The 22,772-nt window shown below is 59.7% G+C and carries 24 protein-coding genes and 1 pseudogene; 18 read left to right on the forward strand and 7 right to left on the reverse strand.

From position 1 onward, the window contains the following. Positions 1–276: 276 nt before the first annotated feature. Positions 277–578 (forward strand): annotated as a pseudogene (locus tag MAFF_RS00925) (UDP-glucose 6-dehydrogenase); the annotation flags it as partial. 212 nt (positions 579–790) lie between these two features. Here MAFF_RS00925 and MAFF_RS00930 read toward each other — a convergent pair. From MAFF_RS00930 to MAFF_RS00950, 5 genes are all read right to left on the reverse strand, one after another. Further along, a complete protein-coding gene (locus MAFF_RS00930; protein ID WP_010916079.1) occupies positions 791–1,801 on the reverse strand; it encodes an aldo/keto reductase in 1,011 nt (336 codons plus the stop codon). Further along, positions 1,798–2,112, reverse strand: a complete 315-nt coding sequence (locus MAFF_RS00935) for a hypothetical protein (protein ID WP_044547314.1) — start codon at positions 2,110–2,112, stop codon at positions 1,798–1,800. Before MAFF_RS00935 ends, MAFF_RS00930 begins: the two co-directional genes overlap by 4 nt. A 21-nt stretch (positions 2,113–2,133) precedes the next feature. Next, positions 2,134–2,898 (reverse strand): hypothetical protein, encoded by a 765-nt coding sequence (locus tag MAFF_RS00940; RefSeq protein WP_010916078.1) that lies wholly within the window; start codon positions 2,896–2,898, stop codon positions 2,134–2,136. A gap of 67 nt (positions 2,899–2,965) precedes the next feature. Beyond that, positions 2,966–5,899, reverse strand: a complete 2,934-nt coding sequence (locus tag MAFF_RS00945) for a non-ribosomal peptide synthetase (protein ID WP_010916077.1) — start codon at positions 5,897–5,899, stop codon at positions 2,966–2,968. After that, positions 5,896–6,747 carry an FkbM family methyltransferase gene (locus tag MAFF_RS00950; RefSeq protein ID WP_157865860.1) on the reverse strand — a complete coding sequence of 284 codons (852 nt, stop codon included), beginning with the start codon at positions 6,745–6,747 and terminating at the stop codon, positions 5,896–5,898. Before MAFF_RS00950 ends, MAFF_RS00945 begins: the two co-directional genes overlap by 4 nt. 344 nt (positions 6,748–7,091) lie before the next feature. Between MAFF_RS00950 and MAFF_RS00955 the strand changes: the two genes are divergently transcribed. From MAFF_RS00955 to MAFF_RS00980, 5 genes are all read left to right on the forward strand, one after another. After that, positions 7,092–8,402, forward strand: a complete 1,311-nt coding sequence (locus tag MAFF_RS00955; protein ID WP_044547363.1) for a lipopolysaccharide biosynthesis protein — start codon at positions 7,092–7,094, stop codon at positions 8,400–8,402. Further along, complete coding sequence (locus MAFF_RS00960) at positions 8,399–9,418, forward strand: glycosyltransferase family 2 protein (protein ID WP_010916074.1); 1,020 nt, start codon at positions 8,399–8,401, stop codon at positions 9,416–9,418. Before MAFF_RS00955 ends, MAFF_RS00960 begins: the two co-directional genes overlap by 4 nt. 440 nt (positions 9,419–9,858) lie before the next feature. Beyond that, complete coding sequence (locus MAFF_RS40455) at positions 9,859–10,512, forward strand: hypothetical protein (RefSeq protein ID WP_244420560.1); 654 nt, start codon at positions 9,859–9,861, stop codon at positions 10,510–10,512. A 364-nt stretch (positions 10,513–10,876) separates the two neighbouring features. Beyond that, the gene (locus MAFF_RS00975; RefSeq protein WP_244420561.1) at positions 10,877–11,692 is read left to right on the forward strand and encodes a class I SAM-dependent DNA methyltransferase; all 816 of its coding nucleotides are present in this window, start codon (positions 10,877–10,879) and stop codon (positions 11,690–11,692) included. Between the two features lie 43 nt (positions 11,693–11,735). Next, the gene (locus MAFF_RS00980; protein ID WP_010916071.1) at positions 11,736–11,963 is read left to right on the forward strand and encodes a DUF768 domain-containing protein; all 228 of its coding nucleotides are present in this window, start codon (positions 11,736–11,738) and stop codon (positions 11,961–11,963) included. Between the two features lie 772 nt (positions 11,964–12,735). Here the strand turns inward: MAFF_RS00980 and MAFF_RS38915 are convergent. Next, positions 12,736–12,978 (reverse strand): hypothetical protein, encoded by a 243-nt coding sequence (locus MAFF_RS38915; protein WP_157865862.1) that lies wholly within the window; start codon positions 12,976–12,978, stop codon positions 12,736–12,738. A 39-nt stretch (positions 12,979–13,017) separates the two neighbouring features. On the opposite strand from MAFF_RS38915, the gene MAFF_RS00985 reads away from it, so the two are divergent. The 5 genes from MAFF_RS00985 to MAFF_RS01005 all read left to right on the forward strand — a co-directional run bounded on the left by MAFF_RS00985 (position 13,018) and on the right by MAFF_RS01005 (position 17,038). After that, positions 13,018–13,635 carry a hypothetical protein gene (locus tag MAFF_RS00985; RefSeq protein ID WP_010916070.1) on the forward strand — a complete coding sequence of 206 codons (618 nt, stop codon included), beginning with the start codon at positions 13,018–13,020 and terminating at the stop codon, positions 13,633–13,635. 124 nt (positions 13,636–13,759) lie between these two features. Then, a complete protein-coding gene (locus MAFF_RS00990) occupies positions 13,760–13,960 on the forward strand; it encodes a transcriptional regulator domain-containing protein (protein ID WP_010916069.1) in 201 nt (66 codons plus the stop codon). A gap of 55 nt (positions 13,961–14,015) precedes the next feature. Continuing rightward, entirely contained in the window at positions 14,016–14,513 is a 498-nt protein-coding gene (locus MAFF_RS00995) for a DUF2285 domain-containing protein (protein WP_010916068.1), read from the forward strand. A gap of 579 nt (positions 14,514–15,092) precedes the next feature. Then, positions 15,093–16,244 carry a DUF2252 family protein gene (locus MAFF_RS01000; protein ID WP_080511757.1) on the forward strand — a complete coding sequence of 384 codons (1,152 nt, stop codon included), beginning with the start codon at positions 15,093–15,095 and terminating at the stop codon, positions 16,242–16,244. A gap of 293 nt (positions 16,245–16,537) precedes the next feature. Continuing rightward, a complete protein-coding gene (locus MAFF_RS01005) occupies positions 16,538–17,038 on the forward strand; it encodes a DUF6894 family protein (protein ID WP_044547321.1) in 501 nt (166 codons plus the stop codon). An 88-nt stretch (positions 17,039–17,126) separates the two neighbouring features. Here the strand turns inward: MAFF_RS01005 and MAFF_RS01010 are convergent, their stop codons facing one another. Then, on the reverse strand, positions 17,127–17,324 hold the full coding sequence (locus MAFF_RS01010) for a hypothetical protein (RefSeq protein ID WP_044547366.1): 198 nt from the start codon (positions 17,322–17,324) through the stop codon (positions 17,127–17,129). Between the two features lie 1,100 nt (positions 17,325–18,424). On the opposite strand from MAFF_RS01010, the gene MAFF_RS01015 reads away from it, so the two are divergent. The 7 genes from MAFF_RS01015 to MAFF_RS01045 all read left to right on the forward strand — a co-directional run bounded on the left by MAFF_RS01015 (position 18,425) and on the right by MAFF_RS01045 (position 22,548). Further along, a complete protein-coding gene (locus MAFF_RS01015) occupies positions 18,425–18,751 on the forward strand; it encodes a DUF736 domain-containing protein (protein ID WP_044547324.1) in 327 nt (108 codons plus the stop codon). A gap of 299 nt (positions 18,752–19,050) precedes the next feature. Beyond that, complete coding sequence (locus MAFF_RS01020; protein ID WP_010916064.1) at positions 19,051–19,332, forward strand: helix-turn-helix transcriptional regulator; 282 nt, start codon at positions 19,051–19,053, stop codon at positions 19,330–19,332. Between the two features lie 16 nt (positions 19,333–19,348). Further along, positions 19,349–20,398 carry a replication initiator protein A gene (locus tag MAFF_RS01025; RefSeq protein ID WP_044547325.1) on the forward strand — a complete coding sequence of 350 codons (1,050 nt, stop codon included), beginning with the start codon at positions 19,349–19,351 and terminating at the stop codon, positions 20,396–20,398. Then, entirely contained in the window at positions 20,395–20,883 is a 489-nt protein-coding gene (locus tag MAFF_RS01030) for a DUF2840 domain-containing protein (RefSeq protein WP_044547326.1), read from the forward strand. Before MAFF_RS01025 ends, MAFF_RS01030 begins: the two co-directional genes overlap by 4 nt. Continuing rightward, positions 20,880–21,425, forward strand: coding sequence for a S26 family signal peptidase (locus MAFF_RS01035; protein ID WP_010916061.1), 546 nt, complete (start codon positions 20,880–20,882; stop codon positions 21,423–21,425). The genes MAFF_RS01030 and MAFF_RS01035 overlap by 4 nt, the downstream gene beginning before the upstream one ends. A 35-nt stretch (positions 21,426–21,460) precedes the next feature. Next, positions 21,461–21,790 carry a DUF736 domain-containing protein gene (locus MAFF_RS01040; RefSeq protein ID WP_010916060.1) on the forward strand — a complete coding sequence of 110 codons (330 nt, stop codon included), beginning with the start codon at positions 21,461–21,463 and terminating at the stop codon, positions 21,788–21,790. 110 nt (positions 21,791–21,900) lie between these two features. After that, positions 21,901–22,548 (forward strand): lytic transglycosylase domain-containing protein, encoded by a 648-nt coding sequence (locus tag MAFF_RS01045; RefSeq protein WP_157865880.1) that lies wholly within the window; start codon positions 21,901–21,903, stop codon positions 22,546–22,548. The last annotated feature ends 224 nt before the right edge of the window (positions 22,549–22,772 follow it).

Genomic DNA, 22,772 nt, shown 5'->3' on the forward strand with positions numbered 1-22,772 from the left:
ATATATTAACCTAACTCTTTCGAAGATTACACTACCTTTCGCAGGGATTTTCTTTGAAAGTGAAAAATCTTGTTAGTCTTTATGGGGAAATATTTCGTCTGTTAAAAGTCTTTTTTTTAAGTCCCCTATTTGCATGACGACGCCATATAAAGAATTCCTGACTGTGTCAGTTTCCGGGCTCTCTGGCCCGCGGCGTCAAGTAACCGGAGCTGAAAAACCGGTTCTGAGCCCGCCAGGCCAAGAAAGGCCCGGCACGTTGAACAGGAATGAAACCGGATGAATTTGACGGTCTTTGGAGTTGGCTATGTTGGCCTCGTGCAGGCGGCGGTGCTGGCGGAAGTCGGCATCAGATGATGTGCGTCGATATTGACGCTGACAAGATCGAGTGGCTCATCCAAGGCATCGTACCGATTTCGAACCGGCTCGAAAGCCTTGTCAGGGAGAACCATGCCTCCCGCCGCATCACCTTCACAACAATGCCGCGCCGCGGTCAGGCATGGCGGATCCAAATGATCGTGGTCGGCACGCCGCCGGGCGAGAAAGGCTCGGCTGACCTCAAATATGTGCTGGCCGTCGCCGTCCTTCGATGCCCTGGAAGGGTGCCTTGACGACCCTTCACGTTCCCCTCAACCCTCCGTCATCCGCGGACAAGCGATTGTAAACGCTGTAAAATACGCGCATTTATGGACGGAAACTAGCTAGTTGAGCGTCATTTTTCACCGTCAGCAGACGAATTCAATCAGGTAAATGTCGCATCGCCATGCCGCTGTGGGCCGCCTTCTAAAAGCTGTCAGCGATTTTGGAAACTGTCGTTGGAGAATCCTGGGGGTTCGCCCGTCGATCGGTCTGTCACACCCATATCGAGCGCGGCAGCGACGGCATTTAGGTGCTCGGGGGTTGGATCGCTCTTCAGTCGCCGCAGATTGAAATCGAGATGCTCCTTCTTGAACATGGAGACCAGGGTGACGCCGGCCGAATTCGTCGCGAATGCGTAATCGGCGAGAAATGCGATAGCAACTTCGTTGGGACTACCGCGGTATCCGAGGTCACCAAGAGCGGCCAGTATTTCCTTCCGCGTATTGAATTTCGCGACGATTCGATCGAGGCCCGAGAATGTCCCGTGCGTTACGAACGTCCTGTGCCGGTGAGCGCGCGCCTTCAACTTCGCGAGGTTTGGCTTCAGCGGAGTATTGGCAATCTGCACCAACCGATAAGGCAGCGATTCCTTGAGAGCCGTCATTCCAGCCTCGAGGTCTCCCGCGACCGAAATGGCCCGGGCTTTCCCGTCCTGAACCACGCGTTCCACGGCCCGGATGATATCCTCGCGAACAAGTTCTTCGGCGGTCGCACGATGCAGTGCGAGGACATCGACATAGTCCGTGCGAAGACGCCCCAGGCTCTCCTCGACGCTTGATCTTATCAACTCCGCGGACAGCGGCACCTTGAAAGGCGTGGGGCGCACTCTTGAAGCGTACTGCTTAAGCGCCGGAACCACCGCGATAGCCATCCGCGACAACGGCTTCAGCAGCCGCATGGCGGTGGGCGTATTCGGCGGACGCATGCCAACCTTGGTGCAGACGCAGACGCGATCGCGCTTCCTGGATGCAAATTCGCCCCAGATCGATTCAGCCATCCCGTCGCCATATGAAGGCGCCACGTCGTACCAGGTCACCCCCGCTTCGTAGGCGCGTTCGAGCGTCTCGATTCCCTGGCGCGCTCCGATGCGCGAACCAAGCGAAGCGCAGCCAAAACCGATACTTGATACCTTGCTGCCGATTGCTTCGACAAAGACCTGCTTCATCGCGAAGGCTCGTCTCTCAAGCCGGCATCAAACCAGAGGCCATCCAAGGCGAATGATCTTTCTGTGTTTCCGTGACGGGAGACGAAAGGCATGGCATCCCGCATAACGGTTGCTGCCGGCGGGGCAAATTGTTTCTTGACGTTGGCTGCCGGAGCCATGCTTCGACAGGCTAGGTCTCGGCAACGACTATCAGACGCTCGCTCTTTCACCCTGGCCCCGAACTCTTCATCGTTGTACCAGCCGATGATCGAAACGATTTCCCCGAACTCAACGTCGTTTCCGAACTCGTTCTGGAACGCAGGATGGCTCATTGGATCCTCCGACTTAGAACGTTATCGACGGGGGAGATCATCGACATTATGGAGATTATGTTTAAGGAAAAAGGCTTGCAGTTCCGGCGAGTTTCCAAGCGCTGTGTCGCCTTGTTGCGAACCCCAGGCATACGCGTAGTCGAAGGCGGGTGACGGAACCAGATGGTCCCAATGATCCATCATTGTCTGCATCTGGGACGTGGAAGGGACGACAAATTTGCCATCCGTATCGGTGGTCCAGTTGCCGCCTCCAAACGTCTGATAGACGGGAACGATCTGGCTGTTCGGGACGCCCGACGCCACGGCTGCCGCCACGGTTCTGTCGATCATGTTGTAGTCGACCGCACTTGTTCCAGTTTGCACCGGATAGGGATCCACTCCGTAGTAATCGATATGCGTGTTGGCAGGATTGAATGTGTTCGAAAAGTCCGGATTCGCGGCAGACCCCATGTTCATCATGGTGATAAAGGTCTTGGCGCCTGGCAAATTGGAATGGATCCAGTCGGACTCCGCCTTCAGGTTGTCGGCGGTTGCGTAGACACCCCATTTGCCGGTGGGATCCGGCTCGTCGGCGAGGAAGAAGCCAAATAGCTTCGGATTGCCGATGAAGGGGGTGACTTTCTGGATGAAGGACAATGATGCCCCGTTAGCCTCGTCGAGCCAGACCAAGCCCTTCATCCCGGCTGGCAGAGCGTTGAGCTGCTCGACGGATGAAACGTCAACCAGATTGAAGCCGGCTGTTGCGATTTCTGCGGCTGATCCACCTGATGTGTAATGGAGTGTCATCCGATTTCCTCTTTTGATTCGAAACGACCAGGCTTGAAAGGTACGATGAACCAGAAATCCTCCGCTCTCACCTGCCGCTCGTCAGGAAGGCGCTCTCTATCAGGGGGCGGTTGTGACTGAGGTGGGGCTCAACGAGCATGTCCAGATGTCCCCCGACGATTGGCACCACGTTAAGACCGGCAAAGAATTTGCTCCAGCCAAGATCTGATGGAAAGCCGGTGCGCGGGCACCGAAACAAGGTGGCGATTATTGGCAGCGCGGTTTTCGGTTGCCCGAGCCACTGGCCGAACGCGCGCATCCGCAGGATTTCCTCGAGTTCGAGACGCAGGATGAATCGTATTCTGGCCAGGGACTTCCATTTCAATCGATCAATGCCGCGAGCGAGCAAGGCTTCGGCACCCAGATTGGCAAATATTTTCGCCAGCGCCCGTAGCATCATGCGATCAACGGTCACTCTGTGGGTCCGAATGCGCTGTGCAGTGCGGGCAAGAGTTTCACGGACGCTGTGTTGCCCAGGTCCGATATTGGTGTCCAGGATTCCCAGGAACGTGACCGATCGACCCGCGGCGACAAGCTTGCTGGCAACATCGAAAGCGACGCCGCCGCCAAGCGAATAGCCGATGAGCTTCACATTGCCTTCAGGCTGGACCTGGCTGATCTGGGCGACAACGGCATCGACCATCCGGGCCATCGGCCCCTGTCCGCTCAACAGGTCGTTCAGATCTTCGTAGCGCGCCGCAACAACCCGGGCGACATTGCCCATCTCCACCCCGAAGGCCGCGAGGCTTGGCCCGTAGCCGATAGATCCCGGCACAATGAACAAAACGGGACGCGGATCGGAGGCTTCAACAAGCGGACCTCTCGCTGTTTCATCGATCGATGCCGCCCTGACGATGTCGGCAAAACTCATGTCGACGGTGAACGCGTCCAAACTGAGGTCCCGGCCAAGGGCCGTCTCAAGTTCCATCACAAGTTGCAGCAGCTTCAGCGAGTCGCCGCCGGCTTCATCCCAGCGGCTGCTTCCCGCTCCCTTGCCCTGGAGTATCCTTTCCCAAACGGTCCCGACCGTCTCTTCGACGGCAAGGGAACCCGCTGGCAGCCGGGCGCTCGGAGCGTCCTGGCTTCCTTTTCGTTCACGCAGCGCGCGATCCAGCTCCCGCAATCTGATTCCATCGACCTTCCCGCCCTGGAGTCGTGGGATTTCGGCAAGACCATGCAGTCGTGTCGGATGGACGGCGGCGGGCAGCGCTTGTCTGACCAAGTCGCGCAATTCGGGGATGAGATCCCTGCCTGCGTCTTCAGCTGGAACGACAAAGGCCACCAGTTCATTCGTGTCCGATACAACCGCGACGGCATCCTGCACGCGGGGAGCGCGCCGCAAAACAAGTTCCAGCTCGGCCGGCTCGACGCGCCGCCCGTTGATCTTTATCTGACGCCCTTTGCGTCCAACGATCCACATCAGACCGGCATCGTCCACTTTGACCAGGTCGCCTGTTGCGAAGACGCGAGTCCGCGGGGCGGACAGGCTCGCCGGAAGAGGAACATGTCTCCCGCCATCCCAATATCCAAGGGCGGTGTATCTGCTCCTGATCAGCAACTCGCCCTCTAATCCTGGAGCAGCCTCGCATCCGTTCTCGTCAACGACAGCGAACTCAATGCCAGGCAGGATGAAGCCGACCGGCACGGTTGCACCTTGTTCCCGATAATGTCTTGGCAGGAACCACTGAGCTCCTGTGGTCTCGGTCGACAGGTAGCTTATCTGGATGAAGCAGGATTCTGGAACAGCGTTGCGGAGGAGGTCGATGTCGGACCAGAGGACTCTTTCTCCTCCAACACGAACAATCCGCAGCGAAGAAAACGCGTCGGGCGCAGAGTTGTTCAGCAATACGCGCAGCAAGGTCGGTACGATATAGGCGACGGTGACTTTCCATTTCTGGAAATGCTCGCGAGTACTGCGAATGCCTGCCCTTTCGACGTCCAACAGGTATAACGTGGCACCGCAGAGCATCGGGGTCATCATTTCGCGGCATCCCGCGATGGTTGCAGGCCCGGTCAGCGGCATGAATACATCATCAGAACCGATATGGCCGGCATTGACGTATTGTTGAACGCGCTGGAGGAGCGCGCGCTGGCTATTTACAACCCCCTTCGGTGTTCCGGTGCTGCCCGATGTGTAGAGAACGATTGCCGGCGAATCGACGGACGTACCCGATGACACAAGGGGGGATTTGTCGGGTGCCGTTTCGGTGACGCCTTGAGACGGATCGATCCATTGCAGCGGTACGGCATCCGGCCAGCCGTCTGGTTGGCCTGTCCCGGCCCTCACGATTGCCTTCAGGCGTGCGCCCGTCGCGATGGCGGCAAGGCGTGGCAAAGGATCCCTGGGATTGAGTGGCACCGCGGGTCTGCCGGCATGCATGGCGGCAAGCATGGCCACCGGGTGCCAGATCGCGTTGCCGAGAAGAAGTCCGACAGCCTCGCCGGGTGAAACCGCATCGGCGATCACGCGGGCGAGGTTCTGGACAGCATGCAACAATGTCAAGAAAGTCAGCGATGTCATGCCATCACTAAGTGCGATCTTGTCCGGATGCTTTTGGACAACCCGCTGCAGATGCTCGAACGCCGGCGCATCTGAAAAACTGTCGCTCATTCTTTCAAAAGGATGGCTTGTCGGACCGTCCTTATCAAGGGCGCGCGCTGATGGCTGTCTCCACGTCGAATGGTCCCGATCGCTATTCCAGGCGATCGCCACGTCCTGTTCTCTCCCTTCACCCGGAATGGATGGCAAGGCATGGGCAGGCGAGCCTTCAGAGCGCCGATGCTCAAACGCTTCCAAAACGGCCCCCATCTTGCTGACCAGCTTTTGCGTGTCGTACGGGACCGCATCGGCCGCTGCATCGTTAGAATGAATGATGACCGTACTATCCTGGCGCGACCGTCCAACCGTGCCCGTTTCCAAATGGCTGATGCGTGACAACGTCACAAACCGAACGACGTTCACGCTAGGCAAAAACCGGTCCGGGCGAGCGCGTCCGGCAGGTCGGACCCGCGAACAGCAATCAAATTCTCAGTAAGTGGGCCTGCCGCTTGCACCGAAACCCGCTCCAATCGTTTCCCCCTGACATGGAACAGCTCGAATCCCCCCTCGCTCAGGCGATCGTATAGCTCTACCCGCGAACTGCCGGCTCGCCGCAAATTGGGCTCGGAATCTTCAATGTAAAGACATCGGCAGTTGTGGAGTGTTTGCGCGGCGCCCCGGAGAAGGTCGCACTCAAATCCCTCAACATCGACTTTCAGCAAATCCACGGGCCGTTCGCCGATGATGGAATCCAGGGTAGCGACCGGAACACGTAGTGCAGAGCCGTTTCGCGGCGAGGCTGCATAGGCGAAGTTCATGTCGTCGCTACGAAAATTGGTAAAGAACAGCTCGCCGCATTCACTGCCCACGGCGACATTGTGGATCTCGATGGGCAAACCATTGAGGCGGACGTTGCCACGCAGGAAATTGCAGGTGCGCGGGTGCGCTTCGATAGCGATGGTTCGTCCGGACGACGTAACACGCCGCGCGGCCACGAGGCTGAGCTGGCCCACATTTGCACCCACGTCGACAAAGGTTTCGCCCGGCCGAAGGTATCCTGCCACGAAATCAGCGTCTTCGGAACGAAAATTCCTGTCCCGCCAGAGTCCTGCGGAGATCGCGCTGGGATAAAAGCGCATCCTGTAGCCTGCGGGGAAACTGAAAGTAATCAAGCGACACAATCCGGTCACCCACAGCGCGCGAGACAGCACAAACCTGAATTTGTCAGGCTCTTCGCGGAGGCGGTCGCCAAAATGGCGGAGCTTGCGCACCACATCTTCTCCATTGTGCGATTGTGGGCCAACGCTGGATATGGCCAACGTCAGTCACAATTAATCAAGACTATGGCCCAAGCTGATTGGGTGTCGGGAGAAGCCACGCAATATTGTCTCCACCTTTGTCGCGCCCGGAGGTAGTTCCTCTCTGGATCAAGTTTTCGGGACATATGAACGAAAACCTCTGTAGTACTGAAGCTTCCCGATCTGGTCGACATCATACGAATGAATGATTGTGAGGCCCGGAACCGATTATAAGAATCTGAAAAAGCGAAAGGTCGTTTGCATAGGCGCGATCGCACATGTCCAGAAACGATTTTCCGACGCCTGGGACGTTCACTATGATCGCGAAAGTAATGGCCGGCGCAACGCCAAGCCCGATCCGCACCATTATTCGCGTTGCGGGGGGCGTCTCGGCCATGGCGATCATTGGCCAGTTCACTCTGGTCGCTGCCATCCCTCTGCTGGCTCGACTTTATTCGCCAGCCGATTTCGGTATTTTCACAATCTATCTGTCGATCGTAAATATCCTCGGCTCCATCGCGGCGCTTCGTTTCGAATCCTCGATCTACGTCGTTGAGAACAAGGTTCGAGGGCAGGTGGCGTTCAAACTCGTTCTCTTGGCTGTCTTCGTCACGTCGGTTACGACCTTGGCGGCTGGATATCTGCTGTTGCGCGTCGCGCCGGGGCGGCTCAGCCATCTTGTCTGGCTCGTTCCAATCGGGATGGCCGGCGCGGCCATCGCCGAAGCCATGAGCTGCTGGAGCCTGCGCTTTGGTTACGTACGCGACTTCGCCATTGGACGCGTGATCCAACCGGCGACCATGGCATTTCTGCAATTGATCTTTGGCGTCGCCCAACTCGGAGGTGAGGCGATGGCCTATGCACATATCCTCAGCCAGGCAGTGCTCATATTAGTAATCGGCACCCGCATCCTGAGTTGGGAGGATGCGTCTGGCATCGTCCGAGCCCCGTGGCTGACCGTAGTCGCTGCGGCCAGACGAGAATACAAGTTTCCTTTGTTCGACCTTCCCGCAGCCCTCGCGGGCTTCACAATCATCAACCTTCCCGCAATTCTCATTGGATCGCTGTTTGGTGCCAGTTTCGCGGGATTTTTCGGAGTCGCCGCGCGCTTCGTGACCGCGCCAATCGCGTTGATCGCAAATCCCCTCGGCAATGTTTTTGTTGCTATAGCGAATGAAGGGCGTAACGACCGGAGTCTGCTCGGCACCGCCCGCGGCCTGCTGATTCTCGCGGCCGGCGTGATTGCCCTACCAATATTGGGGCTTGGCCTTGCCGCCCCTTATTTTGTCGTTCCACTTTTGGGCGAGCCTTGGATGGTCGCGGGACAGATTATGAGCGCTCTCGCGTGCATGGGGGCGGCGCAGGCACTGGCGACACCGCTTCAAATGGTCCCGACCATCCTGCGGCGACAGGAGGTGCGGCTTCTGGTTGAGGTGGCCCGGACGTTGCTTATGTTTGGACCGCTCGCGGTCGGTGTTCACGCCGGCTGGCAACCGTTGCACGTGATTTATCTGATGGCAGCCGGCGGTGCGGTCGGATTTGCTTTGAGCGCGGCCGCCTCTCTCCTTCTCTTAACTCGCGACGCGCAATCGGATGGAGTGTGCACAACAACAGAGCTGGTTGAATGAGGGAGAACAGCACGAAGCCACCGCAGCCGCACATATCCGAACCCGCCGATGTTGCGGAAAGCCGTTTCATTTCGGTAGCCATTCCGACTTTCCGTCGGCCGGACACAATTCGTCGGGCCATCGATAGCGTCTTGCATCAGGACTTTTCGAACTGGGAGCTGATCGTCAGCGACGATGAGGGGCCAGACGGACAGACATGGGCCATGTTGACTGACTACGCGCGGGCAGACCCTCGCATCCGCATTGTCGAAAACCGTCGGGGTCGGGGACAAGTGGAAAATACCAATAACGTCATGCTGGCCTGCCGTGGAAGCTGGATCAAGTTGTTGCATGACGACGATTGGCTGGCGCCAAAAGCGCTGGGGACATTTGCACAGGTGGCTCAACAGTATCCCTCTGCAGCATTCATAACCTGCGCCACAAATAGAGTCGAAGATGACCGAGTAAAACTCCGTTCGGCTCGTCCCGGTAAGAAGCACGTCACAGTCTGTTCGAGTCAGCAAACCTTGAAGGATCTTTATTTGGTCCGCACGACGCGCTCATTTGGGATTATCCCATCATCGTTGTTGGTCAACAGCATCGTTGTTCAAAACGGCTGCCTTATGCGGACATACAAGTCTATCACAGCCGGGGTAGATCAACTATTCTTCATCGATCTTGCCCGCCACGGAGACATGGTTATGATTGAAGATGGCTTAATCTTCTACGATGCGACGAACCATTCGAGCGTCACTGCTTCTACAACCTTTGATGACGTTGACCGGGAAACCATTGATCTCAAGCATCTGACTTGGAGCCTGATTGAGGATAAGCACGAGCTTCCGGATCCGGAGACGATAGCGGGCGCCCTGCAGGTTGCTCGTCTGCGGAGTCGATTCCGCCACCAGCCTTGGGGCTCGACGATCCGCCACGCATTGCAAATTTTTCATCCATCGGTCACGAAAGCGGTGAACCAAGACATCTTTGCCCGCGTCCAGGCAGTCTTACGACGTCGGCTTCGACGGACAAATTGGTGAATGCTGCGGCCATGCATCCCCCGGCACGCACTCTGCGAGCAGGACACCTAGTGCGTCGTCCGTTCAGGAGATAGCGCTTGCGTCCCGGCGAAACATGGTCTTGAAGCTCGTCGCGCCCGTTACCAGACCCGATATGAAAAAAGCAGGCTCATTCGCCAGGGATGAGATCCAACGGCAATTAGATCGATCAGCCGGCTACTCTCTTCTTGAAAGGAAATCTGTCGACGAAATCCGGAGGTCGCGGACACGGCAACTGCTGCCGCCTTTGGTTGTGGGTGTTTTCCTGATCGTCCCTTCGCAAATATACTTATCCCAGTTCAACGCTTTTCCGGACGTGTCATACTGGGAGTTCCGGGAGGCTTCGTGATCTCCGGCCTTCGCCTGGAACACATGTGGTTCTTCGCCTATCTTTGGAGTTATGTCTTCGTGTGGTCCATCACATGGCCACGGCTTCAGCGATATTGGCCGGGAATATCCTGCGCTTTTGCGTCTTCCCTCAAAGGAGCAACCCTGTTCGTGGCTCCGATCGTGTTCCTTTCAATCCTTGGACTCTGGATCTACCCAATCGTTGGGGAGACCTCGGTCATCACAAACGACCCCCTATGGACACATCCTCTATCGTTGGGCGCGGGGAGGGGATTGAGGCCGACCTTGACTATCTCGATGTCCGGACGGCGGAGCAAGGCGAGGCCGAAAAGGCCGATGCCTTGTTGGCTGAGCTTGCGGCGACGCCTGCGCAATCCTTGGCGGGCGTCGTTGCCAAACTTGCGGTCATCCTTCGGGAGGCGAGCGACAACACCGACCTTTGCGAATTTCCGCTGCCGCACCTCCGCTCGGCCTTGGCCGATCTGCATCGTCTCACGCATGAAGCGGCAAGCGATCAGCCTGCCTGGTGGCCCGCCGGCGATCAGTCGATCGGATCACTGTTCGAGCAGCCTGCATCTTCTTTCGCCGCATGGCGCGCTTTCAGCGCGTGGAGCCAAGGCGATGAGGGCGCCTATCGAGCCTGGGCGGACACATTCAAACACTGCAAGGCGCGAGCCAATAGGCAGCGCACACTTCTAGGGCGATCCTCGCTCGAACGGTCTTGTTAAGCGGATCGGTCTCCCTGCTCCGCGATTTTAGAACAGGGTAGTCGTCCGTTCCCGGCATAGCACGCTTGCCCCTCGCCTGACCGACGGGCTTTCGGGAAAGTGGAACCGATTACCGATGAGCAGCTTCTCTGTCGGAGTGTGTGAGAATCGGACACAGGAGTTGAACATGGGAAGCACATCGGACAGGATCAAAGGTAACGCCAACGAAGTTGCCGCAGCAAGCCCGCGGCGACGCGGGCTTTTCCTTGGAAAAGCGCCATGCGGATAATAGCAGCATCAGTGGTTTTCGCGTTGCTGGCAGGACTCGCCCACGCTCAAACCTCCGACGACCCAGCCGTCACCGCTTGAGGATCAATCAAGACGAGTGAAATCTATTGGCAAGCCCAGAACGGAGGTTGTTGTGATGGGCGGTTCTCATGGTGATGTGTTGACCGAGCGGTCATTCGAGGGGAGCGCTTATAGCGATTACCGATCGAGCCATCAAAAGCCAGGCTACGGCACCGATTACGCCGAAACCTTCCGTTCCGGCTACTATGCTGCCTTGTGGTCGCGGATCGAACGCCCCCTGGTGGAAGGCATTCTCAGCCCTCTTGGCGGGCCGGGTCGCAGCTGCCTCGACTTCGCGTGCGGCACGGGCCGCGTCGCAGCTGTTGCAGGCCCATTGTTCGGTGAGGTCGTTGGCGTCGACGTGTCTCGATCCATGCTTGCTTGCGCGCGGGTTCCGGGCAACGTCAAGCTGGTGGAAGCCGATCTGACGGTTGCCCCCCTTTCCAGAAGATTCGACGTGGTTACAGCTTTTCGATTCTTCTTGAACGCTGAAGACACTCTTAAGCGGGACGCACTGTCGGCCATTCATGAGCATTTGAACGACGGTGGGTTGCTGGTTTCGAACGTCCACATGAACGCAACCTCGCCGATGGGGCTGGCCTGCCGCTTTCTCAACCGATTTCAGGGGCGCGTGGTTCGCAGTACGTTGAGCATCCACGCATATCGCCAGATGCTCGTCTCCAACGGGTTTGTCGTCGAAAGTGTCATCGGCTATGGGTTTTTGCCGCGACCCGGGTGGCTGCTACCAAGGCTCTGCGAAACGCTGGTCGGGCCTGTTGAGACGATATGCAGGAGAGCTGGCGTCCCAGGACGCTTTGCTCAGAATTTCTTAGTGGTTGCCAGAAAACAATAGCCGGCCGGTCGGAACCGACGACCGCTCGCGAGCTTAAGGCTCGATGAGCACGCGCGGCATAAACTTCCTCCACGAGTGGATGTCAAAAAACGTCCCCGAGACGGCCGGCGCCGATATCATCTCGGTTGCCGATTTGACGCAAAAGCTATTCGCGGACGCCAAGGCAGCAGGCATCGGCAGCACCGAGATCGAGGAAGATACCGGCAGCGCCTATGAGGCGATCCTCGACGCGATCGTTTGTCAGGCCCCTCGGGTTGGCGGGATGACATGAGCCGCGTAATATCAAATCGATGGGCAGGGGCCGGACTTTTCAATCACTGATCGATGGCAAGATGACGGTGATCGCTCATTGCCACCACCCGCCTCTGCAACCATCATCAGGTGCTCGATCTCGCCAAGCTTCGGGACCGGTTCGGGCTGATGCGCCAGCAATGGCAGATGACTAAGCTGAAATGCGCCAAGTGCGCGGCGATGCAATACAGCTGCAGCAAAGCCAAAGGTGGATGATCGATGAGCAGAAGCGCACCGGGGAACGTAAGCGATCCACAAAGGTTTGTAATAGCGGCGCGTGATTTTCCCTCAATTTCGCATGCCGCAGATCCCGCCCAACAGGCTAGATCGACCCGCCGCTGCCGTGAATGGGGCGGCGGGCTTTTTATAGAGACCTAATCGGGGAAGCAGTGCTGGACGTTACCGGAAGGAAGTCGAGTTCCAGTGGTACACCACAGGACCGGCGCGGCCGCCTGCGGCGTAGGCCAACAGGCTTGGTTGCAACCAATTTAGCGCAAAGGCGATATTTCGTCGACTACAGCTAACGAAGCGGCCCGGCAGTCGTCGTTGGGGTGTTGTTTGACTGGCCGCCGGGCCTGGCCGACTCATCCGCGGCGAGCCGACCGGCGCGACCGTAATATTAGCAAGTCTGCAACATAACCCTGCGCGGGCGTTTTCCCCCGGTATCCGTCCCATTTTGGGACGGGCGTTCTGGCATTGCTCTTGCGTCGGACAGCGTGCCGGTTGATCCCGGCCCTGATCGCGTACTCCGATCAGGTTGTGGGCTCGCCGGGCTTGAGGTTGTTGGGGTCTTCGTCCGGCGAGCTTGCCATCCACATGCCTCCTTCCACCTCATGGTCCGAAATCAGGCTTATGCCCTGGCCTTTCATGCCAGATGATTTGACGAAGATCCCGCATGGAAGCCATTGATGAGGTCTGGCGAAATAGCCTCGCTCGGCCCCACTACGCGACGACGTTGATAGCTCAGAATCTTCATTGATTCTGACGATAGCCACCAATTGTCCTTTCGTCACGGGTGAGAACGGGAGGCGTCGGTGAGTGAAGATAAGGCAGCTTCACAATCCCCATCAATTGGCGACAACCAGCCGTCGACCGATCCAGCACTTCTCCTGTCCCTTGCCTGGATTGACGCTCACGTTGCGATGCTGGCCTCGTGCGTCCGGCAGCAGCAGGCGGAGGAGGGGCCATTGGAGCGCTGCGCGCTCTTGCCTCCCGGAGAAGTCATGGGGGGCGGGGAGGGGATTGGCGCCTACCGCGACTATCTCGATGCCCGCACGGTGGAGCGGGATGATGCTGAAAAGGCCGACGCCCTGTTGGCCGAGATTGCGACGACACCCGCTCGATCCATGGCGGGCGTGATCGCCAAGCTCGCGGTCATCCTTCGGGAGGCGAGTGACAACACAGACCTTTGCGAGTTTCCGCTGCCGCACATCCGCTCGGCCTTGGCCGATCTGCGGCGTCTCACGCATGAAACGGTAAGCGACCCGCCTGCGAGCTGGCCCGCAGGCGATCAGTCGATCGGCATTCTGTTCGAGCAGCCTGCATCGTCGTTCGCCGCCTGGCGTGCCTTTCGCGCCTGGAGCCAAGGCGATGACGACGCCTATCGCGCCTGGACGGACACATTCAAGACACTGCAAGGCGTAAGCCAGTAGGGATCGCAAAAATTCTTACTTGATCGCTCAGCGCCGAGATCTCTCCTCGTTCATTCGTCAATGACGGAATCCAAGGATTTCGCTCAACGCTGCGTCCCCCTATCAAATCCTTGAGAAGGGAAGGATGCGGATGAAGCCTGATACATCGCAGTGGCGTGACCCACAGGCATATGCGTTCGTCAAAGGCGCTGCAGCCGACGAGATCGCCTGGGAGTTTCTGCGACGCAATCCCCAGTATCAGCAGGATTTCGCGGCATCCCGTTCGGCCAAGGCGATGCGCGCGTTGCGCAAGCGCTGGGGTTTGCAGTTTCGCCGCCAGGCCTGACCAATCCGCGGTCGAGCAGCCCGTCTATTGGGCGCCTCAGATCGACCCGGGGGTCGTGAACCTTGTCGAGGCTCCTCCCGAGCTGCGCGCGGGGCAGGGCGCTTTCGACGTCCCGCTTGCCGCGGGCCGGCATGACGAAGTCGGGCTTCACATGCGATCTTCGCCCGGCGGCACGCAACTGGCGCTTCTCGGCGACGCAAAGCCAGGCAAATCCCTTGCCGCCATCATCCCGCTCGACGACATGGCGCAAGACCGGCTCCAGGCTATCGAGCGGTTCATCCGCTCGATCCACAGGCAACACCTTCCCGACGCGCGATTGACCGCGGCCCAGCGCCGGCGCCTTGGTCATATGCTGCGATGCCTCGATGGCCGGGAGGAGCAGGCATCCCATTTTGAAGTGGCGACCGTCTTGTTCGGCCGTCGGCTGGTCAGCGCCGCCGACTGGCACGACTCGGCTTTTCGCTATCAGACGCATCGCCTCCTGCGCGATGGCTTGAAGATGGTGGAGCGCGGCTACCGCCAATTGCTGCGCGCGCGACGGCGCGTTTTCTGAACAGGGTTCCGTCCGGCGCCTGGGCCACTTATTGCGCTATCGGCAGGTACGACACTGGCGACTAGAAAAGCCCGTCGCAGCTTATACGCTTCAGCGAGGGGCTTCTTGTTGCAAGGCATGCTGCACTGCTCATGGGCAATGATTCAGCAGAATGCAGGCGATCGTTCCTCGCTACGCTCGCAGGCCAGGACTGGAGCTAAACGGCGAGCGCCGCGGTTTGAGCCAGCACGTGCGGGTGTTGTCGTCAAGCCACAGAGGCCCAAGAGCGTATCCCTGGGTGTGGCGACCGCCAGCCAGTAGAGGACCAGCATAGTGCATGAAGTTGGTCTGGCGACTCGAGACCACGTTGCGGCGTTCGACCCGATGCGGGCGGGTAGTGGTGGTCTTTGGGCACCAAGGGCACATCGGGCCGAAGTCTGCAACATTTGCTAATGCAGCGAGATTTTATTGGGCCTACGGACCTTTGATCAAGGCAGCATAGCCGCGGCGGGCGTTTTTTGCCGCCGCCGTCTCAATAATCGTGCTGGTCGGCCTTTGGCATGTCTGGCCGCTACTGCGCCGAAGGGGGGAGACGCAGCCATGAACTTCTCGGATCGACCAGGGTATCTGGAACGGTTGCGCAACCGCAAAATGGCCAAGTCGCAACACGCGTTCGTGCGCGGCAGCGCCTCGCTGTTTTATGAATGGCTGAACAAGCATGATGAAGGATTGCCGCAGGGGCCCGCTGTCTGGATCTGCGGCGACTGCCATCTTGGCAACCTGGGGGCGCTTGCGGACCTGGAAGGCGGCGTAGCGATTCAGATCCGGGATTTTGACCAGACCGTCATCGGCAACCCGGCACACGACGTCGTGCGGCTGGGCCTCTCGCTGGCTTCAGCCATCCGCAGTTCCGACCTGCCGGGCGTGACAACAGCGCACATGCTCGACAACCTCCTCGCCGGCTACATCAAGGCAGCGCCTTCGTCAGGCGCGCGGGGATCCAAGGACCTCCGAAAGCTGCTCAAACGCGCCGCGCACCGCCGCTGGCACAACCTCGCCCTTGAGGGATTTGAAGGACAACAGAAGCAGTTGCCGCGGAACCGCCGGTTTTGGCCCTTGCATCGCCGCGAGCGCAGCCAGGTGCGCACCTTCTGCCAAGCTCTGGATATCTCAGGCCTGACTCCGGAAACGGAGCAGCACGGCAAGAACGGCTGGGAGTTCATGGATGCGGCGTACTGGATCAAAGGATGCAGTTCGCTTGGGGACCTGCGCTTTGCGGCCCTGATGCGGGGCAAGCATCATCGCATGGCGCTGCTCGACGTCAAGGAAGCGACGGCTGCGGCCGCTCCCCCGGCACTGCGGGTACAGATGCCGGGCGATCATGCCGAGCGCGTCCGGGTAGGCGCGCGCGCCATGTCTCCAAACCTTGGCGATCGCATGGTGTGCGGTAAGGTTGAGGGGAAGCCTGTTTTTGTCAGGGCGATATCGCCACGCGATATGAAACTCGAAATCGACCGGCTGACAAGTCGGCAGACACAGACGCTTGCCCGCCACCTCGGTTCGATCGTGGGCGAAGCGCACGGCCGCCAGATGGACGCCGCCGATTGGCGCAGTTGGACCCGCGAACTGTCGCACGCCGCCGGCGCGAACACTAAGACACCGTCGTGGTTATGGACAAGCGTCGTTGACCTGCTCGCAATTCATGAGCTTGCATATCTTGATCATTGCCGGCGGTTCGCTCTCGCAAACTAATCGGTTTTCTGGAAACGCCACGACGCTGGAACCTCCAAGTCGATGGCTAGTTCATCCCTGACTCATGACATGAGAGAAAACCGACATGACGACCTCGGACGAGAACCCCCAAGCCCCACAATCCAAGGCTCCATCACGGCCTGCAACGCCATCGCCGTCCACCGAGAAGGTCTCCGGCGCCGGCCCCGCCCTTTCCGAGCATTCCAAGGACGCCAAGGCGCCGAAGAGTGGGCGACAGCCTGGGGCATACGTCAAGGACTGACCCGAAAGACTGATAGCGTTGGAGTCATCACATGCAGATTCTTGAAACGGTCGTCGAAAACGGACCCTTCCCGACAGTCCGGTTCGTGGGCGAGGGCGGTGAGGCGATTTCCGTCTCCCTCGCCTGTGACAGCGCTCTCGATGACGTGCAATTGATTGCGAAGGCAAAGGTGCTGCTATTGCACGCTGCCGCGTTCGATGAAGATAGCTGCGCCGCAGACGCCAGTATGCGAAGTCAGCCGGAATCAGGCCGCGCCGCGTCCTACACCCTCGAGTATCAGGACCAGGGCCAAGTGCGGGAGCTCGCAGGCTTGTCATTTCCCACGCCGCAAGCGGTCTTGGACGAATGCCGACGTTCTGCGGCCGACCTTTGGCAGGACGCGCTCTCGCGTGGAGAAGCGCCGGTCGGCTGGGCGGTGCGAGCTAAGGACGCGAGCGGAGCGGTCGTCGCGATAGTCGATTATGAGGAAGTTCGCGCATCAGACGGCGGGCACGGGACTGGCGTAGGCGAGCCCACCCCATCGAACTTCTAGCCCTATCGTGCCGATGCCCGCCTCATGGCGATCATACCGTGGAACTTCCTTTAGCGACGATCGCCCGCAAGATGGCGGACGTTCAACGCTATAGCCGATCGAAATCAGCAAGCCCAAGACGTATTCGCCGGCCCTCTGCGTACGCCAGGGCGAACGCCTCCAATTCGAAAGATCGGGTTAGGTCTTCGTCGCCGTCGACCACGCGGACGAACCATTCTCCGCAGACTTCGAGCACTTCAACGCAAGGGCTGACCTGGTCATTGAGGCTTACAGTCACGCTATCCATCGCAAGCTCCTTAGAAAGCAATGGGGAAAACATCGATTTTTATAAGGCTCCCTCCCGGCCGGTTTCAATATCAAATGTGTGTTGGAGCGTAGGCAAGGAGATCGGCGATAAGGTTCGGGTAGAGGGAACAATACTGACGCCGGAGAAGCAAGGAGTGGTCGAATCTCCGAAAATGTGAATCCCCAGCCAACGGGCGGAACATTAGCACTGCCTAGCGGTTCTAATTTGGTTGGAGACCTCCGAATTCCCCGGGTGGGTATGATGTCCGTATTGGCGTTTGAATTGGTCTATTTTGCCGGTCTGACGAGCAACGATCTGCTGGGCGGTGTCGTGTCGCTGCTGGCGTGCCTCGTACTCTTCAACGTCATGGCAAAGGATAGCCCAAATCAATAGAAACGCGCGCTGGGCAAGGCGCTGATGCCGCATATTGTGCGCTACGATCTGGGCTTGACGAAATGAACGCTCGTGGCAGAAGCGTGTTCGAAGTGATTTTCGAGGCGATCAGTCGACGCAAGTGGCCCGGCCAGCCTTCAGATTGACACAGGCCGGGCCGCGCCGGCCTTTTGCGTCAGCCGGGGCGAAGGGGCAAATCTTACCGTTGTCTGCTCTCAATAAATAATCGATGTACGATTTTTGCGAGTTGTGATTGCCGGCATGGGTCTGACGGCGGTGCCCGACCCCGATAGATCACCCTAAACGACTTGCCTGCGTCGATCACGGTCCGAGCAATTGCGAGCCGTGTTTTCCGTCTTGGCGTTCTCTCTCTGGATCATTTTTTCCGTGCCGCGATCAGCCGCTTGTCTCAGAGCCGATGCTACCGCTGCCTCCCCGTCGCTTCACAGAGCGCACCGACGACCTCTCGAACGGGCGGATCTGGCCGAAGGATGGCTGAAGCCTCGACCGCCTCTGCCGCAATGGCGCGTCGCGCGTTTCTTCCCCTGGGCAAGGCCCATTCCTCGCGGAACCAAGAAACGCGCGTCCTGCGCCATCCTCCGCTTTGCTGCGGTCGCAAGCGATGCGGCGGCGGTCGCCTCCGGCCTTTTGATCGCCATCGAGGTCGCATGGTGCGGGCTCGGAAACGAAGAAAACGGAGACTGAAAATGGCTACCATCGGCACTTTCAAGAAGACCAATGCGAACGAGTTTACCGGCGAGATCGTCACCCTCAGCGTCCAGGCCAAGGGCGTGCGCATCGTCCCCGACACTCGAGCCAGCGGCGACAACGCTCCCAGCCACCGCGTGGTGGTCGGCAAGGCCGAGATCGGCGCCGCCTGGTCCAAGCGCTCCAACGAAGGTCGCGACTATCTCGGGCTCAAGCTCGACGATCCGAGCTTCACCGCTCCGATCTACGCCAACCTCTTCGCCGACGAGGAAGGCGAGGGCCACAGCCTCATCTGGTCGCGCCCCAACCGCCGCAACGGCGAGTGAATCGGCAGACGCCTCGCCCGGCACCGGGCGAGGCGTCTTCTGATGGTGGCCGCGGAAGCTTACCGCGCCGCGGGCTGCCACGACCGCCTTGCTTTCGTCACGTGCGTTGTTTGATGCGCCATGGGGTGAAGATGGTCGAGCGCGGGTACTCTCAATAGCTGCCCGCGCGCCGGCGCCACTCCTCACTCTTGGCGGTGCGAAATTGCGCTCCTCAATTGCGCACCTGATCACTATCCCCACGCTCCTCCATCCTTGCCATCGATCGCCGTTCAATCGCGACGACGCCAAGGAGACACCCGATGAACACCGACGCCGCGCCATTGCCGCCGCGCTACCTGCGCACTTCCGAAGCCGCGCATTTCCTCAGTCTTTCGGCGCGCACGCTGGAAAAACACCGCACTTATGGGACCGGGCCTGCCTACTGCAAACTCGGCGGCCGCGTCGTCTACGCCGTCGACGACCTCCAGGCCTGGGTCCAGCGCGGCGCCATGACGTCGACGTCCGATCCGCATGGCTCTGTGCTGCCCGCCAAGCCTCAAGCCGCCCGCCTGATCGCCTATGCCGGGCGCGAAAGGCGCTGAGACGCTGATTTCCCCTATGTCGGCACGCACACGCCAACCATTGGAGCGCGAACAGCTCGATCTGTTTCAGGCGCTGCCCGGTGTTGTCGCGCCACGCGATGCGCAGGACCTCATGGCCTATCCCTTCTTCTCCCTCGCCAAATCCAGGCGCATCGCGCCGATCGATTTTCGCGCCGGCGATGTGGCTATCCGGGTCGAAGCGGTGCCCGATCACGGCATGGCGACGATCTGGGATGCCGATATCCTGATCTGGGCCGCGAGCCAGATCGTCAACGCGCGGGACGCCGGATTGCGCACGTCGCGGCTGATGGCGGCGACGCCATATGAAATGCTGACCTTCATCGGCCGCGGCGTCTCGAAACGAGACTATCTGCGCCTCAAGGCGGCGCTCGATCGCCTGCAGTCGACTAGCGTCGTCACCTCCATTCGCCAGCCAGTGGAGGGTCGCCGCCATCGCTTCTCGTGGATCAATGAATGGCAGGAGCGCTCCGATCGAGACGGCCGGCCGCTCGGCGTCGAGCTCATTTTGCCGGATTGGTTCTACCGCGCCGTCATGGATGACGCGCTGATCCTGACCATAGACCGGGCCTATTTCAGACTGACGGGCGGGCTGGAGCGCTGGCTCTATCGCCTGGTGCGCAAGCATGGCGGTCGCCAGCGCGCAGGCTGGCGTTTCGACATCGGCCACCTGCATCGGAAGTCCGGCAGCCTGTCGCCGCTCAAGCGCTTCGCCTTTGAACTGCGTGACATCGTGCGCCGCCAACCTTTGCCTGGATATCTTCTGTTCACGGAGGTCGAAGCCAGCGGCCGTGTGTTGTTGGCCTTTGAACCGGCGCCGTCGCCTGTTGACAGGATCGTGCCATCGGGAACCCGGACTATCGTGCCATCGGGAACCGCAGCCTCGTGCTTTCGGGAACCGCGATCGCTCTTAAGAGACGGGCCCGCAACGGAAAATCGCGCTCTTAACTTAGAGTCTAACTCTCGATCTAACAGTCTTTCGGGACAGCCGTGGATTGGAGAGCAGAAGCGGCGGCGCGTAGGCCGGTGCGAGGGAGACGGCACATGACGTCTACCCAATCGAGGCCCCGCGGCGACCTCACGACCGTCGAGCTGACCTGGGTCGAGAAGCGGATCGAGCATCGCATCCGCTTCGGACGTCCTGCCCATGAGACGATCGTCGACCAGCGGCGCCGCGTCGTCGGATTTGCGCCGGGCAGTGTTTTTGCGTTCGTGCGCTGGGCGGCGAATGACTTTGGCACTGTCGTTTCGCGCATCGACATCGTGCGCGCGGTCATGCCCGCCGAACCTTATCAGACGCTGCCTTACATCCGGCCAGGCGGCGAGATCCTGCTCAAGATCGCGGGCTGGGACAAGGTTGAGCGGGTTCTCCAACGGATCGATGCGATCGAGGCGATCGGCCTCGATCCGGTCGAGGCAGCACCCGACTATTGGCGTCAGACCCATAACCGTCTCATTGCCGGCGCAACGCCGCGCGCCTATTCGCTTGAGCAGCACCGGGCCTTTCTGTTGCGCAAGCGAGCGACATCATGAGCCGCGCCGCCTGCATAGCCGCAGCACTTGCGGCCGTCGCCGCGACGCTCGCGCCCGCTGCCGTGAAGATGCCGCCGCTGCTTTTGTGGAACGCATCGGCCAGCGCGCCTCTTGGGCTCTATGCGATCAGGAAAATGGCCGTTCCGACGGCTGGCGCGCTCGTTGTCGTCGAACCGCCAGACAAGGTCGCCAGGTTTGCCGCCGAGCGTGGCTACCTTCCGCTGGGCGTGCCGATGCTCAAACACATCGAGGGACTTCCCGGGCAGCCAGTCTGCCGCCTCAGCCGCCTCATCACAGTCACCGGGCTTGCGGTTGGCGTCGCACTTGAGCGCGACCGCAAAGGACGCGCCCTGCCTGATTGGCAGGGCTGCCGCGTCATCGCCGCCACCGAAATCTTCGTCCTGAACCGGAAGGTCGAGGACAGTCTCGACGGCCGCTATTTCGGCCCGTTCCCAGCGAGCTCGATCGTCGGAGCCGCGCGGCCGCTTTGGACCGACGAGAGGGGCGATGGCCACTACACCTGGCTCGCTCCGGCGAACTGAAATCCAGCCCACTGACAGAAAGAAGGAGGCACTCAATGGCCGAGATCGGCATCTTCCACAAAACTGAATCTGGTTACTCCGGACGCATTCGAACACTGCTCTTGGATGCCGAGCTGGTGCTCGTGCCGACCAAAATATCTGACGGCAAAGCGCCGGATTTTCGTATCCACATCGGCGACGGCAGTGGCCCCGAGGTCGGCGCGGCCTGGAAGGAAACCGGACAGTCGGCTGGCGACTATCTGTCGTGCCGATTGGAGGATCCGCTGTTTGGCCGCCGCTTCCGTGCCGGTCTCTTCCGATCCGACAACGGCTCCTGGTCACTGCGCTGGATCCGGCCGAAACCGCGGTCGGAGCGTGCTCAATGAGTGGACCATGGGCGCCGAAATGTGCGAACGGAAGCCACCCCGTCAGTTGGTTGCCTGGAAGGCGAAAAGCATTTTGTCTTATCGGTGGCATGCTGATCTTCTGTCAGGCAATGACGGGGGCCGTCGCACAATCGATATCGGCCTCACGCAAATCCGCGGACGATCCTTATGCCGCGCATATAGCAGAGGCATCGCATCGCTTCCGCGTTCCTGAGCGTTGGATACGGGCAATCATGCACCTCGAGAGCGCCCGCGACCCGCGCGCCGTTTCGCGAAAGGGGGCCGTGGGCTTGATGCAGATCATGCCCGGAACGTGGGCTAAGCTGCGCCTTCGCCACCAGCTCGGCCGCGATCCCTATGATCCACACGACAACATCCTTGCCGGCACCGCCTATCTTCGCGAGCTGTATGATCGATACGGTTCACCAGGCTTTCTCGCCGCCTATAATGCGGGGCCAGGGCGTTACGAAGCTTCCTTGAAGGGCCGTCCGCTGCCGGCTGAGACCCGGGCCTATGTTGCGATGCTCCGCCCTTTCTGGGGCGGCGGTGATGCACCCGGAGCGCTCACCGCCGGCCATGCCAAGGCCGTTACCTGGAAGGCTGCGCCGCTGTTCATAAACCGGCCCGGGTCCATGGCCGCTTCCGATCTTTCGTCCGGCGAAGGCGCTTCCGTCGAGGTCTCGTCGCGCGAACTTTTCGCGGCCGGTTCGCAGCCGCGCCAACTGTTCACTGGGTCCGACGTCCGGAGATCACAGTGATGACGAAGTCTCCGTCAGATCGCGCCCGGGCGTCTCTTTGGACGTCGCAGCCTGTGAGGCGCGTAGGGCACAAGGCAACAACCGAGGGATGGCAAGATAAAAGGGCGCTCATTGTGCGGCGGTCGGTTGGTTGTATTCGTTGGGTTTTTCGCCGCTTTCCGCACATTGTGGCGCCTCGGCGCAATGTGCTGACAGTGCGCAAATCATTGTATTCGTTATGTTTA

It is taken from the genome of Mesorhizobium japonicum MAFF 303099, assembly GCF_000009625.1.
Classification (GTDB): Bacteria; Pseudomonadota; Alphaproteobacteria; order Rhizobiales; family Rhizobiaceae; genus Mesorhizobium; species Mesorhizobium japonicum.

What these genes read in the sequence shown, in the direction of transcription:
- MAFF_RS00930 (WP_010916079.1), bottom strand. Translation starts at nt 1,801, where the DNA reads ATGAAGCAGGTCTTTGTCGAAGCAATCGGCAGCAAGGTATCAAGTATC.
- MAFF_RS00935 (WP_044547314.1), bottom strand. Translation starts at nt 2,112, where the DNA reads ATGAGCCATCCTGCGTTCCAGAACGAGTTCGGAAACGACGTTGAGTTC.
- MAFF_RS00940 (WP_010916078.1), bottom strand. Translation starts at nt 2,898, where the DNA reads ATGACACTCCATTACACATCAGGTGGATCAGCCGCAGAAATCGCAACA.
- MAFF_RS00955 (WP_044547363.1), top strand. Translation starts at nt 7,092, where the DNA reads ATGATCGCGAAAGTAATGGCCGGCGCAACGCCAAGCCCGATCCGCACC.
- MAFF_RS00960 (WP_010916074.1), top strand. Translation starts at nt 8,399, where the DNA reads ATGAGGGAGAACAGCACGAAGCCACCGCAGCCGCACATATCCGAACCC.
- MAFF_RS40455 (WP_244420560.1), top strand. Translation starts at nt 9,859, where the DNA reads ATGGCCACGGCTTCAGCGATATTGGCCGGGAATATCCTGCGCTTTTGC.
- MAFF_RS00980 (WP_010916071.1), top strand. Translation starts at nt 11,736, where the DNA reads ATGAGCACGCGCGGCATAAACTTCCTCCACGAGTGGATGTCAAAAAAC.
- MAFF_RS00990 (WP_010916069.1), top strand. Translation starts at nt 13,760, where the DNA reads ATGCGGATGAAGCCTGATACATCGCAGTGGCGTGACCCACAGGCATAT.
- MAFF_RS01000 (WP_080511757.1), top strand. Translation starts at nt 15,093, where the DNA reads ATGAACTTCTCGGATCGACCAGGGTATCTGGAACGGTTGCGCAACCGC.
- MAFF_RS01005 (WP_044547321.1), top strand. Translation starts at nt 16,538, where the DNA reads ATGCAGATTCTTGAAACGGTCGTCGAAAACGGACCCTTCCCGACAGTC.
- MAFF_RS01010 (WP_044547366.1), bottom strand. Translation starts at nt 17,324, where the DNA reads ATGGATAGCGTGACTGTAAGCCTCAATGACCAGGTCAGCCCTTGCGTT.
- MAFF_RS01015 (WP_044547324.1), top strand. Translation starts at nt 18,425, where the DNA reads ATGGCTACCATCGGCACTTTCAAGAAGACCAATGCGAACGAGTTTACC.
- MAFF_RS01020 (WP_010916064.1), top strand. Translation starts at nt 19,051, where the DNA reads ATGAACACCGACGCCGCGCCATTGCCGCCGCGCTACCTGCGCACTTCC.
- MAFF_RS01025 (WP_044547325.1), top strand. Translation starts at nt 19,349, where the DNA reads ATGTCGGCACGCACACGCCAACCATTGGAGCGCGAACAGCTCGATCTG.
- MAFF_RS01030 (WP_044547326.1), top strand. Translation starts at nt 20,395, where the DNA reads ATGACGTCTACCCAATCGAGGCCCCGCGGCGACCTCACGACCGTCGAG.
- MAFF_RS01035 (WP_010916061.1), top strand. Translation starts at nt 20,880, where the DNA reads ATGAGCCGCGCCGCCTGCATAGCCGCAGCACTTGCGGCCGTCGCCGCG.
- MAFF_RS01040 (WP_010916060.1), top strand. Translation starts at nt 21,461, where the DNA reads ATGGCCGAGATCGGCATCTTCCACAAAACTGAATCTGGTTACTCCGGA.
- MAFF_RS01045 (WP_157865880.1), top strand. Translation starts at nt 21,901, where the DNA reads ATGACGGGGGCCGTCGCACAATCGATATCGGCCTCACGCAAATCCGCG.